Genomic DNA, 17,924 nt, shown 5'->3' with positions numbered 1-17,924 from the left:
AAAGATGATGTTAACAGGCCGGAGCGCAATAACTGTTTTGTTAAAGCGATTTCAGTGTCGCGGCGATCACATCTTTAGCCGGCGTGGTTGGACGACCAATCAGTTTGCTCAATGTATGAGAATCATCAAACAAGCCCCCTTTCTCTGCACCTGCATCAGAATCTGCCAGCATATTCGCCAGACCTTCCGGTAACCCGGCACCAAGCAGCGCTTTGGCAAATTCCGCCTCCGGCAGGTTGATGTAATCAACTTTTTTACCGGACTGACGGGCAATTTCAGCAGTGAATTCCGCCAGCGTGTAGGCTTCATCCCCGGCCAGTTCGTAGATTTTACCGGCCTGATTTTCCTGCGTCAGTACTGCCGCCGCGGCCTCAGCATAATCCTGGCGCGCAGCGGAAGAGATTTTTCCTTCACCGACTGAACCAATAAACGCGTTATGCGCCAGCGCCGGGGCGATACTCGCCGCATAGTTTTCGGTGTACCAGCCGTTACGCAACAGCACGAATGGAATGGCGGATTCGCTTAATGCTTTTTCGGTCGCACGGTGTTCAACACCCAGTCCCAGCGGACTTTTGTCTGCATGAAGCAGACTGGTGTAGGCCAGCAGTTTCACGCCTGCACGTTTTGCTGCGTCGATGACCGCGTTATGTTGTGCTTCGCGCTGACCGACTTCACTGGAAGAAATCAGCAGCAGTTTTTCGACGCCTTTAAACGCAGAATCCAGTGTGGCGGGCTGGCTGTAATCGGCCTGACGCACGTCAATACCCAGATCTGCCAGATCCTGAGCTTTTTGCGGATTACGCACCGCGGCAATAATCTGATCAGCAGGCACTTTTTTCAGAAGTGCAGCAATAACGAGGCGGCCTAACTGGCCGGTAGCACCGGTAATTGCGATCATAATGGTTTCTCCAAAAAGTATTCGACAGATGATTTATGCTTTCAAGGCGCTAAAAATGTCGCCGTAAACACATCCTATGCGATACACTAACTTTTCGTAAGTACGTACCCTAAGGTTAGTATGAAAATAATTTCCTCTGAGCAACCCGCTGAACGTTTGCCACTGTCAGAACAAATCCGCCGGGGCGAAGTCCTGAATCCCAACTGCCCGTCGCGCGAAATCCTGCGTCACATCACCAGCCGCTGGGGATTACTGATCCTGATCGCGCTCAGCGATAACACATTGCGCTTTAGCGAACTGCGCCGCAAAGTCGGCGGTGTCAGCGAAAAAATGCTGGCGCAGACTTTACAGTCCCTCGAAGAAGACGGTTTCATCGACCGCCGTTCTTATCCGGTGGTGCCGCCGCATGTGGAATATTCTCTGACCCCCCTCGGCATCGAAGTAAAAGATCAGGTTGCCGGACTTGCAGACTGGCTGGAGTCGAATCTGCATCGCGTTATGAAACAGCGTAGCCTGCGTATCGTAGGTGCAGAGTAATTAACAAAAAAACTTAACAAGTCCCCAAAAATTCTCACCTATCATTGACTCTATCCACCGACTAACATCATTTCATTGATTCGATAAAACCTTTTATTTTAATCAGCTGAGGTGATGTATGTCCCCGTCCCAGACCCACAAGCAACATGTCACGCTCGTCATTACCCATAAGATTGCGCCAGCCAGCGAAGCGCAATATGAAGCCTGGCTGAATAAAATTATGCCACAGGCCAGTAACTTCCCGGGGCATCTTGCCGTCAACGTCATCCGCCCGAGCCGCAGCGGCGATGCTTATACCATTCTGGTGCGTTTCGACACGCTGGAAAATCTTAATGCATGGCACAACTCGGATCTGCGTAAACAACTGGTGGCGGAAGTCAGCCCGCTGTTGTTGCAAAACGACAGCACCGAGGTGCGTCCCGGTGCCGAATTCTGGTTCACCCCGCCAAGTGCGAATGTCCGCCCGCCCGCCCGCTGGAAACAGTATCTGCTGACATTGGGGGTAATTTATCCATCGACCCATATTGTGCCCTGGTTTTGGGGGCAGTTTTTGCCACAGCTTAAAGGCACCGAAGGCGGTCATTTACTCAATGACGCCACGGTCGTAGTGCTGGTGGTTTTCCTCTGGATGCCAATCGTTACACGAGTGTTCCATTCATGGCTGACGCGCGCTTCCGCGCAATAACAGGAGATTTCCCAATGAATTCAATAAATAATGTTGCTTCACTGATCCTGCTTAACGGCAAATTCCACACCGTTGACAGAGAAAAACCGCTGGCAAATGCTGTCGCAATCAAAGACGGTAAATTTCTGGCTGTCGGTACCGAAAATGAAGTGATGCAGTTTGCTGATGCGCAAACGCAGGTAGTGGATTTGCACGGACACACCGCCATTCCGGGCCTGAACGACTCGCACCTGCATCTGATCCGTGGCGGTCTGAATTACAATCTGGAATTGCGCTGGGAAGGCGTGCCTTCGCTGGCCGATGCCCTGCGGATGCTGAAAGAACAGGCGCTGCGGACACCAAGCCCGCAGTGGGTGCGCGTGGTAGGAGGCTGGACTGAATTTCAGTTTGCCGAACGCCGCATGCCGACGCTGGATGAAATTAATCAGGCCGCGCCCGATACGCCGGTGTTTATCCTGCATTTATATGACCGCGCATTGCTCAACCGCGCCGCGCTCAAAGTGGTCGGCTACACCAAAGACACCCCCAATCCGCCAGGCGGTGAAATTCAGCGTGACAGCAATGGTAATCCGACCGGCATGCTGATCGCCAAGCCAAACGCGATGATCTTATATTCAACGCTGGCGAAAGGACCGAAACTGCCGCTGGAACAGCAGGTGAACTCTACCCGCCAGTTTATGCGTGAACTGAACCGTCTCGGCCTCACCAGCGCGATTGATGCAGGCGGCGGCTTCCAGAATTACCCTGAGGATTATCAGATCATCGATGAGCTTCATCAGAAAAATCAACTGACGATACGTATTGCTTACAACCTGTTTACCCAGCGTCCGCAACATGAACTGGAAGATTTCGAGCTGTGGACCGACATGCTCAAACCCGGCCAGGGCACTGATTTCTACCGTCATAACGGTGCAGGCGAAATGCTGGTATTTTCAGCCGCAGACTTTGAAGATTTCCTGCAACCGCGTCCGGATTTACCGCCGGGAACGGAGGTCGAACTTGAACGCGTGGTGCGTCATCTGGTGGAGCACCGCTGGCCGTTCCGCCTGCATGCAACCTATGACGAGTCGATCAGCCGGATGCTGGATGTCTTTGAGAAAGTGAACAGCGATATCCCGTTCAACGGGCTGCACTGGTTCTTTGACCATGCGGAAACCATCACCGAACGCAACATTGAGCGCGTCAAAGCGCTGGGCGGCGGCATTGCGGTACAGCACCGTATGGCGTTCCAGGGAGAATACTTCGCTGAACGCTACGGTATCGAGGCCACCAAACATACGCCACCGGTGGCGAAAATGTTGTCCGCAGGCGTGCCGGTCGGGTTGGGCACCGACGCGACCCGTGTTGCCAGCTATAACCCATGGACGGCACTGTACTGGCTGGTTTCCGGTCGCACCGTCGGCGGCATGGCGATGTATGACGACGCCGCCCGTATTGACCGCGAAACCGCGCTGATGCTGTGGACGCAGGGCAGTTCCTGGTTCTCCAGCGAACAGGGCAAGAAAGGTCAGATCAAAGTCGGGCAACTGGCCGATCTGGCCGTTCTTTCCGAAGATTTCTTCAGCGTGCAGGAAGAACGTATCAAGGGCATCGAATCGGTGATGACCGTGGTCGATGGCAAAGTGGTTTACGCGGCAGGCAGTTTCTCGCCGCTCGCGCCGCCAGCCATCCCGGTGCTGCCGGACTGGTCGCCGGTCACCACAGTGCCTGGGCATTACCGCTCTGCGCCGCCACAGGGTGCAGCGCGTGTCGGGCTGGTTCGTCAGGGGCATCAGTGCGTCGGCCCGTGTGGCGTGCATAAACACAGCCATGATATTGCCCGTGGTTCTGATGTCCCGGTGTCCGATGATAACGCTTTCTGGGGTGCGTTAGGATGTTCGTGCTTCTCGTTCTGACCCGTTGAGAATGACATGAAAATGGCCTGCATTGCAGGCCATTTTTTTCTGTCACCGTATCTTTTGCACACGCTCCGGCATACCCTGTTATGAGCATTAGCTCATTAACAGGAACTGAATGATGCGTGACCTTCCCCCTACAGCCACACTTCGCGCCTTTGAAGTCGCCACCCGCCACACGACGTTTACCTCAGCCGCAGAGGAGCTGTTTATTACACAAAGTGCCGTCAGCCATCAGTTGAAAAAACTGGAAGATAGCTGGGGCCTGCAGCTTTTTCAGCGTGGTAAAACCCTGAGCCTGACGCCTGCCGGTGCAGCGCTTGCCCCTCTGGTACGGGAATTCTTTAGTAAGCTTGAAACGACACTTGCCGATCTGCGTGAACAAAAAGGACGGGTGCGACTGCGTGTCAGCACCACCTATTCTTTCGCGTTAAAGTGGCTGTTACCGCGCCTGCCGGAATTAGCACGTTTGCATCCGGAAATTCTGGTCTCGCTGGAAAGTACGGATAAAGCCATTAACTTCGCCAGTGCAGATTCCGATGTAGCGATCCGTTTCGGACACGGTAATTATGCGGCGCTGCATACAGAGTTTATGTTTCGCGAACAATTATTTCCCGTTGCCAGCCCCGCATTCTTAGCCGGTTTTGGTATACCCGCTGAACCTGCGGAACTGCTGCGTTTTCCGCTGCTGACGCGTGACGGGGCTGATCTGGTACCGAAATGGGATGCCTGGTTTAAGCAGGTCGGCGTAAATACTGATGTACTGCACGAAAGCGTCCGCTTCGCCGACACAAATATGACGATCGAAGCCGCGTTACTGGGTCAGGGCATTGCATTAGCGCGCAGCGGCCACGTTGAAAAAGAAATCCATGATGGCAGTCTGGTCAGGCTCTTTGACGTCGTTTTCCCCTCTCCGGCCGCCTATTACTTTGTCTGTCCGGAAGGCATCGAGACACAGCCGCACATCCTGAAATTCCGTAACTGGCTGCTGGCCGAATCACAGCAGGCGCAGCACAGTTACCGTTGAAGTATGAGTTATTACTCATACCACGATGACAACACTTCACTGTTAATCCGGGCACAGGCTGTTTAGCATCAGTACATGCCCGCTCATATTATTTTTCTGACCTTATTCGCCGCCCTGCTGCATGCCAGCTGGAACGCCTTATTACGCAGCGGAACTGACCGGTTGTGGTCGATGACCATCATGTGCGTGACGATTGCCGTTACCTGCGGGGTTATCGCGCTGTTTCTGCCACTTCCTGACTTCGCGAGCGCGAAGTATGCGGTGTTATCGGCCCTGCTGCATGTCGGTTACAACCTGTGTTTAATACGCAGTTATCAAAGCGGTGATCTCGGGCAAACCTACCCGATTGCGCGCGGTTCTTCGCCGCTGATGGTGACCTGTGGCGCGGCCCTGTTCGCCGGGGAAAAGATCGCCTTCAACACCCTTGTCGGCATCGCGCTAATTTCTGGCGGTATTCTGATGCTTGCCATGAGAAGCCGTAAACTGGCGATACCGGGCCTGAAATATCCCCTGGCCACCGGCGCTTTTATCGCGGCATACAGCGTAGTGGATGGTATTGGCGTGCGTGTCTCCGGCAATTCGTTTTCCTATACCGTGTGGATGAGCATGTTATGGGGAGTACTGATGCCAGCGCTTTATATCGCCCTGCGCGACACGAAAAGTTTACTGCGCTGGCGGCCCGGTTTACTCAGTGCGGCGGCAGGGGGTGTGGTGTCGCTGCTGGCTTACGGCATGATCATTTATGCCATGGTGGCCGCACCCATGGGCGCCGTCTCCGCGCTGCGCGAAACCAGTGTGCTGTTTGCCGCCGTTCTGGGTTATCTGTTTCTTGGTGAAACACTGACACTGAGAAAAATGCTGGCGTGTGCGGTAATTGCTACCGGCACACTGTTGATAGGTTAATCAAATCAGGAGAACTCGAGATGTCTGACCGCCCTGCTATTGCTCTGATAGGTCCCGGTGCGATTGGTACGACCATCGCTGCAGCACTGCATGAAGTTAACCGCACGCCGCTGCTTTGCGGGCGCACTGCGCATCCGCAATTAATTCTGCGTCATGATGACGGCGAGGTGGTGGTGCCAGGCCCGGTATTAATCAATCCGTCGAAGGTCCACTCTCCGTGTGATCTGGTTTTTGTTGCGGTGAAAACCACACAGGTGGCTGACAGCGCCGGCTGGCTTACCGCATTGTGCGATAAAAATACCGTTGTCTGTGCACTGCAAAACGGCGTCGAACAGAAAACCTCGCTGGAACCCTACGTCAACGGAGCAACAGTACTGCCTTCCGTTGTTTGGTTTCCAGCACAACGTGAGCCGGATGCCTCTGTCCGGCTGCGCGCAAAACCGCGTCTGACGCTGCCGGATGTGCCGCAGGCAAAACGGATCGCTGATGCGCTCAGCGGCACACGCTGTACGGTTGAATTGTCATCCGACTTTCTCACGATCGCATGGCGCAAATTGCTGCAGAATGCGGTCGCGGGTCTGATGGTTCTCTCTAACCGCCGTGCCGGGATGTTCTCACGCGGGGATATCACGCAACTGGCACTGGCTTATCTGCGTGAGTGTCTGACTGTCGCGCGTGCGGAAGGTGCGGTACTCAGCGATAACGTTCCGCAAGAGATCGTTGACGGTTTTCATCGTGCGCCCGCGGACCTGGGCACTTCTATTCTCGCCGACCGCCAGGCTAACCGCCCGCTGGAATGGGATATACGCAACGGTGTCATACAGCGTTACGGTCTCGCGCGGGGTATTCCTACGCCCGTTAGCGACATTCTGGTACCGCTGCTGGCGGCAGGAAGTGAGGGGCCGGGCTGACGCCAATAAAAAGCCCGCCGCAGGCGTCATGCCAGCGGCGGGCTTTACGTATGACGGCTTATAAATCCTTAAACGATCCCAGCCGGAATCCGCGTTCAGTTATCGCAGTTTTGAGCGAGGCCGACGTCAGTACATCCAGCTCCGCCAGGCGCGGATAGCAATATTTGCTCGCCAGAAGGGTGTTATCGATAAACGCCGGATGGGTCATGATTTCCACCGAGCGGTCACCGCGCTGCGTGGCGTTGTCCAGCTTTTGCACAAACAGGGCTTCTGAAACCGTCTCTCCGTAGAAACTGCTGTCGAAACCGTCGGTACTCTTCGCGCCACACAGCGCAATGTTGCCCCGGCGGATCTCGTCACGATCGATGCGTACAGGAATGCCCTGATCTTTCGCGAACGCTTCCACGATCGGGAAAATCTGCGGGAACATATGCACATGATGATGACTGTCGAGATGTGTCGGCAAACGGCCAAACAGAGACACAAAACGCCCGAACTGGCATTGCAGTTCCTGCGCGATTTCATCAAGCGGTAACGTGCCCTGCTCTGCCATTTCCCAAATCCATTTTCCCAGTTCACCGTCGCGGGCCAGCCCCGGCATGGATGACAAGGGACGTCCGAGCGTTAGCACGAAATGCATGCCGACGGCAAGATCAGGATTTTCTTTGCTGAGCACCACGGCATGTTCTGCAGCGGCCATATTCACCATCGCCGTCGTCGACCGCACCACACCGTGGTTGAATGCGTCGATGATCCCGTAGTTTTGCGCTTTACAAAGGCCGAAATCATCGGCGTTCACTATCAGTAATTTATCCATAAATGTCCCGGTTGAACGCCTCCCCTTTTCAGGGAAGGCCGTGGGTTTATTTCAGCGCAGCAATGGTGTTAGCAAAATTTGGCAGTAGTTTTTCATGTGCCAGCAACATTTCGCGCGCCAGTATCTCAGCATCTTTATCGGAATGGATCAGCGGGCTGAGGTTCATCGCCAGCAGAACATCATTGAATTCACCGCTCAGTGCGGCATTGCTCGCGGCAATCTCAAAGCCTTTGATGGTGTATATCAGGCCAAGCACTTTTTCGTCGAAATGCGTGATACGCGGGTGTGGTTTTGCGCCGTCACGCCCGATGGTGCACGTCATTTCCACCGCCCAGTCAGACGGGATGTTATCAATATGGCCGTTATGCGGGAAATTGACGTACTGCTCGGTTTGTTTGTCGTTGTAAATTGCGCTGATCACTTCGCAGGCGGCATCGGAATAATAGGCCCCGCCGCGCAATTCCAGTTCTTTCGGTTTGACGTTCAGATCAGGGTTTTTGTACAGATCGAACAGCTGCTTTTCAACCTTCTGTACCACCGTGGCGCGTGCACCGCCTTTGTAGAATTCGCCCATCTCAATCGCCAGCATCTCTTTCTGCTTAAAGTAATACAGCAGATAAGAACACGGCAGCAAATTCAGGGAGCGGATCAGGCCTTCGCTGAATGGTAAATCAAAGATGTTTTTCACCGAACCGGCGGTCAGCGTGCCGGACGCGACGCCGTCGAGCAGTTCGGCGAAACGTGATTCGCCGTTGACCAGAACATCTTTAATGAACACCATGTGGTTCAGGCCAAACAGGTCGATGGATAAATCGTCCTGCGGGGTCAGTTGCAGCACATCCTGAATGAACATTTTCATGCCAACAGGGATGTTACACACGCCGATGAATTTCTTGAATCTGGTGTGCCGGAATATCGCTTCCGTTACCATTCCGGCCGGGTTGGTGAAGTTAATCACCCAGGCGTCCGGGCAGATCTCTTCGACATCTTTAATGATGTCAAAAATCACCGGAATGGTACGCAAGCCTTTGAACAGGCCACCAGCGCCGTTGGTTTCCTGCCCGAGATAACCGTGGCTGAGCGGAATACGTTCGTCCAGTTCGCGTGCTTTGAGCTGGCCAACACGCAGTTGCGTGGTGACAAAATCGGCATCCACCAAGGCTTCGCGGCGATCCAGCGTTTTATGCATTACAATCGGCACACCTGCACGTTCGACCATACGCTGGCAAAGATTGAAAATAATATCCTGTTTCTCTTTTCCGGCTTCCACATCGACCAGCCATAATTCGGTAATAGGCAATTCATCGTAGCGTTTAATAAAGCCTTCCAGTAATTCCGGGGTATAACTACTTCCGCCACCAATTGTGACGACTTTCAGTTTTTTACGCATAGGAACTCCCGTGCAATAATAATGCACTGCAAATTTAAACAGAGAAATAAATGATTCGGTTTAATTAATACTGCATAACTTCTTTCGGTAATGATTGGGGGTAAAAGAAGTTAGCTTTTTAAAGTTTTTAATAAACATACTCGGGCTGCTGTAACCGGATTCAAACGCGATGTCCGTGACCGAATAATTGGTGATCTCCAGCTGTTTCTTGGCAAAATCAATACGGATTTCATTAATAATCTGCATCGGTGTTTTGCCATAATGTCGCTGCGTGGCACGGCTGAGATATTCCTGTGATTTGCCGGAAAGGGCCACCATATTCGTTAATGCTTTGTCACTAAACTGTGCTTTGTCGTGCATCTTTTCGATGGTATTTTTAAGCCAGCCTGGCGCATCTGTCGTGATTTCTGATTCTCTGTGATGGCGTAAACGGTTCACAATATAAAACGTCACCATTTCCAGAAACTCATTAAATTCCCCGTTCCTGAAATTAAGAGAAGCGATCACAGATTCTATATAAGCCAGAAATTCAGTCTTGATCTGATAAACCTGTGACGCCACAAAACGGGATGGCAGTAAAGATAAATAGTGTTGCTCGAAGAACGCTTTGCTGATCCCGACATTTAATATCCGCGTCGCACCGAATTCATAGAAACTTTGGTGATGGGAACCCAGAGGGATAAAGACAAAATCGCCGCGTTCTAACAACACCCGTTTACCATTGACGTTCTGGTAATACCGGCCGGTCAACACCACTGTAAATTCGTAGTAATCATGTTCATGCAGTCCGGAAATGCTTTCTACTTTGTTGTAGATGAACATGTGGAAATTCTGACCGTCGAAGAGTTGATTTTCGCGCGCTGTCTTGATTTCCATGCTCAGTACCGGTGGCTGCATTATGGCTCCCTACGTTATTTTATTTTTTCATGAAGCTCAATGAGTTCCGCAATCAGTTCGCGGGCCAGCATTGACGTCATCAGGTGATCTTGTGCATGCACCAGCACCAGGCTGACTTTGGTTTTTCCTTCGCCCTGATCGCCTTCAATCAGTTGAGTCTGCACCAGATGCGCTTCATTCAGCGCCATTTTTGACTGCGCCATCACCGAACGCGCCTGCTCAAAATCACCTTCTTTGGCTTTTTTGAGCGCCGCGTAAGCCAGGCTGCGTGCTTGTCCGGAGTTGATGATCAACCCCATCACCACTTCTTCGAGATCCTGCATTTCGCTTTCAGTTTCAACAATGCTGTCTAAATCCATCATCTCTGTCTCTCCATGATTGGCCGGATAACGGCGGGAAGATGGCCTCTGCCCGCCCTCCGTTCAGATTAAAATTTCAGTGAAGCGGCAATGTCTTCTTCGCTTTCTTCTTCTTCAATAATCGCCTGCGCCTTGTTAGACAAGATCACGAATGGCATGTACACCAGCGTGGCAATACCGAGATTGAACAATGCGACGAGCAGTGCCGCGATGCTGCCGTTACTGTTAAAGAAAGCGCCAAGCCCGGTCGGCATGGTCCACGGCGCCAGGTTAGTGACCGGAGGAATGATACCCATGCTGTACGCGGCGATCGTGATGGCGGCCAGAATCGGCTGAACCAGCACGAAGGGGATAAACATCACCGGGTTCATGATAATCGGCAGACCAAACAGGATGGGCTCGTTAATCTGGAAGATGCCTGACGGCAGTGCCAGCTTTGCCACCTGACGATGATCGGCACGGCGTGAGGCGATAAAGATGGCGATGATAAGCCCGAGGGTTGCACCGGAACCGCCCAGCATGATGTAGGAATCCAGCATCGGTTTGGCCCAGAAGTGGAAGGTTTTCCCTGCATCAATCGCGGCACTCACGGAACCGTATTCGGTGTACAGCGCGATATTTTCAAGCGCCCACGGGGTCATGATGCCGTTGTCGAGCGCGGTCAGCGCCAGAGATCCGTGTACACCAAAGAACCACAGCAGTGAGTTGAAAATCACGTACGCCCAGCCAACCACGCTGCCCATTGCCGCCAGAGGTTTGGAAATTGAATCCATAATAATCTGGTGGAAGTTGTGGCCATATAATCCGAGTAACCAGGAAATAACCCCGAAGATAAACAGAATAATAAAGCCCGGAATTAACGCGGAGAAGGATCGGGAAACCGAAGACGGCACACTCGCCGGCAAGGTAATGACCCAGTTGCGGCGAATCACAAAGGTGAACATTTCTGCGACAACCAGACCTATTACCATACCGGAAATAATATTCGCGCCACCTAACCAGTTTGCGCCCACCGCATAAGCTTCACCGACGCTGTATGGCGTCACGGTCATAAAGGCTGCAACGGCTAATAAACCGGCGGAGAGGGAATCAACTTTACGTTCTTCCGCTAATGCCATGCCAATAAAGAATGGCGCCATCAGCGACATAATACCGAGCGTACCGTTATAAACATTAATACCGATGGTTTTCAGACCGGCCAGCGTATCGATAGTTGACGGGTCTAAGCGCACGCCTAAAGAATAAAAGAAAGAACCGGCACCAAAGTTCAGGAACACGTTATTAATTAAAACGAACATGGCACCCGCGAGGGTCAGCGGCATGAGTTTTATGAAGCCATTTTTAATGGCATTAATATGCGGTTGTTTACCTATTTTAACGGCAAAAGGAAGAAGTATCTTTTCAAGTGAATCAATGGCTTTGCTCATTGGTATTTTCCTTTAATGCCGCCATCTGGCGGCCAGGGGAAGAAATTCGCTCTTTGACTGGAGTTCTCTTTGACTTAAAAATTTCAATATAAAGACGTTCAATTTTAAAATAAGGAAAAACGTAAGATCACTGTGCTGCTGCTTTTTTGATCGCAGCAACGGCTGCTTTCAGAACACCTAACCCGTCAATTTTGCCGTACAGGCCAGAATCGATCACTTCAACCGGTTTACCCGGCAAGACTTTTTTAATTTCATCCAGCATATAGGCAATTTGCGGCCCAAGCAGAACGACATCGGCTGCCGCACCTTTCTCTGCAGCCAGTGTTTCAGGAAATGCTTCGATAATGACCGGGACCTCATACTTCTCAGCCTGAACCTTCATTTTAGAAACCAGTAACGAGGTTGACATTCCGGCGGAGCAAAACAAATAAATGACTTTCTTTTCCATGATAAAACCCTCATATCCCGATAAATTGCAGCTCAGGCAACGGTTTTTCCTTCACCTGCGAGAATGTATTCAGAGCAAATAAATTGAAGATAACGAATCGTCTCTGCCTGAAAGCAGTATACGGCATCACTTCAGGGCGCGATAATTCGGAACTTATAGAAATTGTCTCTCCTTGACCATCCCTTATGACTCCCTTCACGTTTTGGGTAAATAACTCGCGAGGATAAATAAGATAAAGACGCACGGCCACGCAACAAGAAGTTAACATTTACACTTACCCAAGCAGGGGACAATATGAGAAACTGGCAATGATTGCGCAAACATTACTATTTTGACGCCATAATTCAGTGGTCAACGCTTTGAATAATAAAATAAATGCTCAGAAAGGCCGTTCCCGTACGGCTACGCTCGAAGATGTTGCTCAGGCCGCCAGCCTTTCACCCATGACGGTCAGCCGCGCCTTAAACAATCCCAAAGTCGTGCGCCCGGCGACCATTGCCCGCGTGATGGAAGCCGTGAGAAGTACCGGTTACATCCCCAATATGCTGGCCGGTGGTCTGGCGACCAGCCGCACGAAACTCATTGCCGTCGTCGTGCCGCAGATTAACAACAATATGTTTGTTGATACCGTGCAGGCCATCAGCGACCAACTGGCGGCACGGGGTTATCACATGCTGTTGTGTATTGTCGGCTATGAGCCGGAAGATGAAACCGATATTGTCGCCACCCTGCTTTCGCGTCGACCGGACGGGATTGTGCTGACCGGCATTCATCACACGTCGGAACTGAAAAGAATCATTCTTAACGCCAATATCCCGGTAGTAGAAATCTGGGATTTAACGCCCACACCGATTGACATGCTGATTGGCTTCTCGCACGAAAAAGTCGGCAATGCCATCGGTGACTATTTCCTCGGCAAAGGCTTCAGGCGTTTTGGCTTTATCTGTGCTTCCGATCGCCGCGCAATGGTGCGTAAAAACGGGGCAATCAGCGTGTTGCGGGCCATTCCTGAGCACGACATTAAAGAAGTGATTGTTTCCCGTCCGGCGAATATGGAAGTCGGACGCCAGGCACTGCGCCAACTGCTCGCCAGCGATCACCGCTTTGACGCCATCATTTGCAGCTCCGACACCCTGGCGCAGGGCGCAATCATGGAAGCCGAATCGCAGGGTTTACGCGTGCCGGATGATTTCTCGGTGATCGGTTTCGCGGACCTGAATTTTGCCGCCCATAACCGCCCTGCCATTACCACCGTCAGCGTCGAAAAATGGGATTTAGGCATCCGCGCGGCAGATATGCTGGCGGATAAAATTGAAGGCATCGCGGTTGATGAACCGATTGTTGATATGGGTTACAAACTGGTTATTCGGGAATCAGCTTAGCGCCTTGCACACTTCAGCTTTTGTTTTAACCATAATACTCCACCCCAACCCTCCCCTTCGCAGGGGAGTGAGTTGTCCGCATAATTAATTCAACTTTATATTTTTCCCGGTTATAAATAACCCCGACAATTGAAACTCATTCTTATTTGTTAAAAATGTTAGCTAACATTCATAACAACAAATAACAGAAACTTTCCGTGCGGAATTATATTGATCTAAATTCAACCCACAAAATCATGAAGAATACTTTGATAAACAATGCTATTTCCCCCTTAGCCATTCACAATAAAAACAATCAATATCTCATTGATTTAATGAGACTTTAAATCAAATTAAACCCGTGGAACTCCTTAATGCATTTCCCGCCTTATAGTTCATGGGGAATTTATTCATTTATTTTAGATGTAGCGGTGATATTATCGATTTGTACCCAAAAAATAATAATAATTAACCCAAACTTAACATCAGGCATGTGAGAGTCGTAATTCTATGCTCCTTCAAAAAAAAACAACCCGTCGCAAGTTTTTACTTGGGTCGCTGATGGCTTTGCCTGTCGGGACCATCATGATGAAAGGGCTGTCAGCGGCACAAGCTGCAGAAATGGCTGCCCCGGATTTACTCGAATATAAGCCGATATTTTTCAGCGCCGATGAGTGGCAGTTTATTATGGCCGCCGCTGACCGCCTGATCCCTGCGGGTGGCAAAGGCAAAGCACCGGGCGCACTCGAAACCAATGTGCCGATTTTTATCGATCAGCAAATGCACGGCGATTTCGGCGAAGAAATCTATATGCAGGGCCCGTTCAACGTGCATGCTCCGGCGACGATGGGGTATCAGATCCCGTTCCGTCCGCAGCAAATCTACAAAACCGGCATTCGTATTGCGAACGCCTGGTGTCAGCAAAATCATCAGAAAGCCTTCCATGAACTGGCCGATCAGGACAAAGACAATGTGCTGACGCAGTTGCAGAAAAACGGCATCAAATTTGCCGATGCGGGCGAAGAAAATCTTGTCGCCTCGCAATTCTTCAGCGAACTGCTTTCAGACACCAAACATGGCTATCTGGCAGACCCGATCTACGGCGGGAACAAAGGGATGAAGGCGTGGATTGCCATCGGCTTCCCCGGCGCTCGCGCCAGTTTCACTGAGTGGGTTAAGCAGCACAATGTCCCGTATCCGCTGGGGCCTGTGAGCCTGCAGGGCGCGCGTGCCTGAGTGCCTCGCCCTATTACCGTTTTCTGATGACTGACAGGATTAAAGATGGCAAAAGTAACTAAACCAGAAGTCGACGTCGTTGTTGTCGGCCTCGGCTGGGCTGGCTCGCTGATGAGTATCGAGCTGGCGATGGCGGGCCTGACCGTTCGTGCGCTCGAACGTGGCGGCGATCGCGGCTACGAAGAATTTGCTTACCCGAAACCGGCGGACGAATATGCCTACGCGGTACGCAATAAAGTCATGGCGACGCCGGCTGAAGCCGCTGTCACCGTGCGTTACAACATGAGTGAAACCGCCCTGCCAACCCGTAAATGGGGTGCATTCGCGCCGGGTACCGGCGTGGGTGGTTCCGGTCTGCACTGGACGGCGGTATTGATTCGCCCGACGCCGACCGATTTAAAACTCAAAACTTACGCTGACGAAGCCTACAAACCAGGCATCCTGCAGGAAGACATGCGGATCATGGATTTCCCTTTCTCCTGGGATGAAATTGAGCCGTATTACACTAAGTTTGAGCATATCTGCGGTCAGTCCGGCAAAACCGGTAACCTGCGCGGTCAGATTATGGAAGGCGGGGATCCGTTCGAAGGGCCACGTTCCGAGCCGTATCCGCTGCCTGCGCTGGAAGACACGCTCAACAGCAGCATGTTTGCTGAAGTCACCAAAAAAATGGGCTACCACCCGTTCCCGAACCCGTCAGCCTGCGTGTCCCGCGCCTGGACTAACCCGTACGGTAACCAGATCGCGCCGTGTAACTACTGCGGTTATTGCAGTAAATACCCGTGCCTGAACTACTCGAAAGCGTCGCCGCAAACGGCGGTGATGGACGCGCTGAAACGCATGGATAACTTCTCTTATGAAGTGCATGCCAATGTGCTGAAAGTCGAACTGCATGATGATAAGAAAACCGCCAAAGGCGTGATCTACATGGATGCAGACGGCAACGAGTGCTTCCAGCCAGCGAAAATCGTGGTACTGAGCAGCTTCCAGTTCTGCAACGTGCGGCTGATGCTGCTGTCCGGGATCGGCAAGCCTTACAATCCGATCACCGAAGAAGGCGTGATTGGCCGCAACTATGCGTTCCTCAGTAACGGCGGTTCGACGCTGTTCTTCAAAGACAAAAACTTCAATCCGTTTGCCACCGCAGGCGCCACCGGCCAGATGTTCAACGATATCTCTCCGGGCAACTTCGACGGCCCTTCCCTTGGCTTTATCGGCGGTGCGAAAATTCACAGTTCGCAGGCCACCGGCACGCCAATCAGCACCTCGCTGCCAAAAGGCACGCCTGCGTGGGGCACCGGCTGGAAAGAAGGCATGGAAGAATGGTACGGCCATTCGATGAAAATCAGCATCACCACCACCTGCCAGTCTTACCGCGATATTTATCTGGATCTGGATCCGAATTACAAAGATGAATATGGCTATCCGCTGCTGCGTATGACCTTCGACTGGAAACAGAACGAACTCAAATTGCAGCAATATCTGAAAGGCATCGTGGGCAATATCACCAAAGAGCTGAACCCGGACAGTTACAGCGAAAGCTTCCTGCCGATGGACGCGCATTTTGACCTGACCAAATACGTCTCTACCCACAACGTGGGCGGCGCGGTGATGGGCGATAACCCGAAAACCTCGGCGCTGAACAAGTTCCTGCAAAGCTGGGATGTGCATAACGTATTTGTGCCGGGCGGTAACGCTTTCCCGCAAAACTTCCAGGCTAACCCGACGGACACCATTGGTGCGATCACCCTGATGGCGGCGCAGGCGATTAAAGATCAGTACCTGAAAAACCCTGGTCCACTGGTTCAGGCATAAGCGGAGATGAACAGGATGAAACTCAAAAGTTTATTTATCGCTAACGCCTTGCTGCTGGGTGCGGGTTTTATGGCGAATGCGCAGGCGGATACCAATACACAACCCGACAACGCAGCGCTGATCAAACAGGGCGAATATGTGGCGCGTCTGGGCGACTGCGGCGCCTGTCATACGGTGGCGGGGAAACCGGCGTTTTCAGGCGGGCTGGCGATCAACTCCAATCTGGGCACCATTTATTCCACCAACATTACACCGGATAAAGACCACGGTATTGGCGGTTATAGCGAAGCACAATTCTCGGATGCAGTGCGCAAAGGCGTTCTGCCGGACGGCACCCGTTTGTATCCGGCAATGCCTTATCCGGATTACGCTAAAATCAACGATCAGGATATGCACGCGCTCTACGTTTACTTTATGCAGGGCGTAAAACCGAGCGCAGAACAACCGCCTGAGACCGATCTGAGCTTCCCGTTCAGCCAGCGCTGGGGCATGCGTTTCTGGAACTGGGCATTCGCGTCTGACAAACCTTTCCAGCCAATCGGTGGCGCTTCTGAGCAGGTAAACCGGGGTGCGTATCTGGTGGAAAGTCTCGGGCACTGCGGCAGTTGCCATACTCCCCGCGGTTTCGGCATGAACGAAAAAGCGCTGGACAGCAGCGACTCTGATTTCCTGGCAGGCGGCAGTCTGAATAACTGGGATGTGCCTTCCCTGCGCGGCGTGGCGCACTGGAACGAGCAGGAAATTGTCGATTATCTGGGCAAAGGGCGTAATGACAAAGCAGCAGTTGGTGGCGAAATGACGTCTGTGGTGGAAAACAGTACCGCACACATGACCGATGACGACCTCAAAGCCATCGCGGCCTACATCAAGTTCCTGGGCGGTAACCCGCCGGTTCCGGCAGAGGACACGCAAAAAGCCAGCGCGACCGAAGCCAGACTGACGGCGGCGAAAAACCTCAGCGAAGGCGAGCGTTTGTATCTGGATAACTGCGGCGCCTGCCACTTTGTCACCGGCAAAGGTGCACCGGGCGTTTTCCCGCAACTGGGTCAGGCAACGATTGTGAACGCGAAAGATCCGACCGGGCTGATCCACACCATTCTGGCGGGCGCGCAGCAACCGTCAACGGCACGGGCGCCGTCAACGCTTGTGATGCCGGGCTTTGCCAGCCGTCTGACGGACGAAGAAGCGGCGCAATTGTCGACCTTTATCCGTCAAGGTTGGGGCAACAACGCACCGGCAGTGACGGCGAAAGACGTCAGCGAAGTCAGAAAAACCCTGACGAAGTAATCACTTTTGCAGGCTCAAACGGCTTTCCTCA

At 52.3% G+C, this 17,924-nt stretch carries 17 protein-coding genes; 10 read left to right on the top strand and 7 right to left on the bottom strand.

What is annotated here, in order from left to right:
- Positions 1 to 40 precede the first annotated feature (40 nt).
- Positions 41 to 898, bottom strand: coding sequence for an SDR family oxidoreductase (locus ABIC79_RS15770; protein ID WP_013577902.1), 858 nt, complete (start codon positions 896 to 898; stop codon positions 41 to 43).
- A gap of 120 nt (positions 899 to 1,018) precedes the next feature.
- On the opposite strand from ABIC79_RS15770, the gene ABIC79_RS15765 reads away from it, so the two are divergent.
- The 6 genes from ABIC79_RS15765 (at position 1,019) to ABIC79_RS15740 (ending at position 6,856) form a co-directional block, all read left to right on the top strand.
- Positions 1,019 to 1,435, top strand: coding sequence for a winged helix-turn-helix transcriptional regulator (locus ABIC79_RS15765; RefSeq protein ID WP_013577903.1), 417 nt, complete (start codon positions 1,019 to 1,021; stop codon positions 1,433 to 1,435).
- 118 nt (positions 1,436 to 1,553) lie between these two features.
- Positions 1,554 to 2,120, top strand: coding sequence for an antibiotic biosynthesis monooxygenase (locus ABIC79_RS15760; protein WP_354567724.1), 567 nt, complete (start codon positions 1,554 to 1,556; stop codon positions 2,118 to 2,120).
- Positions 2,121 to 2,134: 14 nt separating this feature from the next.
- Positions 2,135 to 4,015 carry an amidohydrolase gene (locus ABIC79_RS15755; protein ID WP_119262397.1) on the top strand — a complete coding sequence of 627 codons (1,881 nt, stop codon included), beginning with the start codon at positions 2,135 to 2,137 and terminating at the stop codon, positions 4,013 to 4,015.
- A gap of 121 nt (positions 4,016 to 4,136) precedes the next feature.
- Positions 4,137 to 5,042 (top strand): transcriptional regulator GcvA, encoded by a 906-nt coding sequence (gene gcvA, locus ABIC79_RS15750; protein WP_013577906.1) that lies wholly within the window; start codon positions 4,137 to 4,139, stop codon positions 5,040 to 5,042.
- A 75-nt stretch (positions 5,043 to 5,117) separates the two neighbouring features.
- Positions 5,118 to 5,945 carry a DMT family transporter gene (locus ABIC79_RS15745; RefSeq protein ID WP_013577907.1) on the top strand — a complete coding sequence of 276 codons (828 nt, stop codon included), beginning with the start codon at positions 5,118 to 5,120 and terminating at the stop codon, positions 5,943 to 5,945.
- A 20-nt stretch (positions 5,946 to 5,965) separates the two neighbouring features.
- Positions 5,966 to 6,856, top strand: coding sequence for an oxidoreductase (locus ABIC79_RS15740; RefSeq protein ID WP_014416573.1), 891 nt, complete (start codon positions 5,966 to 5,968; stop codon positions 6,854 to 6,856).
- Positions 6,857 to 6,914: 58 nt separating this feature from the next.
- Here the strand turns inward: ABIC79_RS15740 and chbG are convergent, their stop codons facing one another.
- From chbG to ABIC79_RS15710, 6 genes are all read right to left on the bottom strand, one after another.
- A complete protein-coding gene (gene chbG, locus ABIC79_RS15735; protein WP_354567720.1) occupies positions 6,915 to 7,673 on the bottom strand; it encodes a chitin disaccharide deacetylase in 759 nt (252 codons plus the stop codon).
- A 46-nt stretch (positions 7,674 to 7,719) separates the two neighbouring features.
- On the bottom strand, positions 7,720 to 9,063 hold the full coding sequence (locus ABIC79_RS15730) for a 6-phospho-beta-glucosidase (RefSeq protein WP_354567718.1): 1,344 nt from the start codon (positions 9,061 to 9,063) through the stop codon (positions 7,720 to 7,722).
- 60 nt (positions 9,064 to 9,123) lie between these two features.
- The gene (chbR, locus tag ABIC79_RS15725; RefSeq protein WP_013577911.1) at positions 9,124 to 9,960 is read right to left on the bottom strand and encodes a transcriptional regulator ChbR; all 837 of its coding nucleotides are present in this window, start codon (positions 9,958 to 9,960) and stop codon (positions 9,124 to 9,126) included.
- Between the two features lie 14 nt (positions 9,961 to 9,974).
- Positions 9,975 to 10,322, bottom strand: coding sequence for a PTS N,N'-diacetylchitobiose transporter subunit IIA (gene chbA, locus ABIC79_RS15720; RefSeq protein WP_013577912.1), 348 nt, complete (start codon positions 10,320 to 10,322; stop codon positions 9,975 to 9,977).
- A gap of 65 nt (positions 10,323 to 10,387) precedes the next feature.
- The gene (gene chbC, locus ABIC79_RS15715; protein ID WP_013577913.1) at positions 10,388 to 11,746 is read right to left on the bottom strand and encodes a PTS N,N'-diacetylchitobiose transporter subunit IIC; all 1,359 of its coding nucleotides are present in this window, start codon (positions 11,744 to 11,746) and stop codon (positions 10,388 to 10,390) included.
- Positions 11,747 to 11,873: 127 nt separating this feature from the next.
- On the bottom strand, positions 11,874 to 12,194 hold the full coding sequence (locus ABIC79_RS15710; RefSeq protein WP_013577914.1) for a PTS sugar transporter subunit IIB: 321 nt from the start codon (positions 12,192 to 12,194) through the stop codon (positions 11,874 to 11,876).
- 359 nt (positions 12,195 to 12,553) lie between these two features.
- Between ABIC79_RS15710 and ABIC79_RS15705 the strand changes: the two genes are divergently transcribed.
- The 4 genes from ABIC79_RS15705 to ABIC79_RS15690 all read left to right on the top strand — a co-directional run bounded on the left by ABIC79_RS15705 (position 12,554) and on the right by ABIC79_RS15690 (position 17,893).
- A complete protein-coding gene (locus ABIC79_RS15705) occupies positions 12,554 to 13,576 on the top strand; it encodes a LacI family DNA-binding transcriptional regulator (protein ID WP_153376355.1) in 1,023 nt (340 codons plus the stop codon).
- Positions 13,577 to 14,065: 489 nt separating this feature from the next.
- Positions 14,066 to 14,791: a gluconate 2-dehydrogenase subunit 3 family protein gene (locus tag ABIC79_RS15700; protein ID WP_013577916.1), complete on the top strand. Its 726-nt coding sequence runs from the start codon at positions 14,066 to 14,068 to the stop codon at positions 14,789 to 14,791.
- A gap of 45 nt (positions 14,792 to 14,836) precedes the next feature.
- On the top strand, positions 14,837 to 16,606 hold the full coding sequence (locus ABIC79_RS15695) for a GMC family oxidoreductase (protein WP_013577917.1): 1,770 nt from the start codon (positions 14,837 to 14,839) through the stop codon (positions 16,604 to 16,606).
- Between the two features lie 15 nt (positions 16,607 to 16,621).
- Positions 16,622 to 17,893, top strand: a complete 1,272-nt coding sequence (locus tag ABIC79_RS15690) for a c-type cytochrome (protein WP_502947775.1) — start codon at positions 16,622 to 16,624, stop codon at positions 17,891 to 17,893.
- Positions 17,894 to 17,924: the final 31 nt, after the last annotated feature.

The sequence above is a fragment of the Rahnella sp. 2050 genome, from assembly GCF_040544515.1.
Taxonomy (GTDB): domain Bacteria; phylum Pseudomonadota; class Gammaproteobacteria; order Enterobacterales; family Enterobacteriaceae; genus Rahnella; species Rahnella aceris.
The sequence above is the reverse complement of the archived record's forward strand: the minus strand, read 5'-3'. Positions and strand labels throughout refer to the sequence as shown.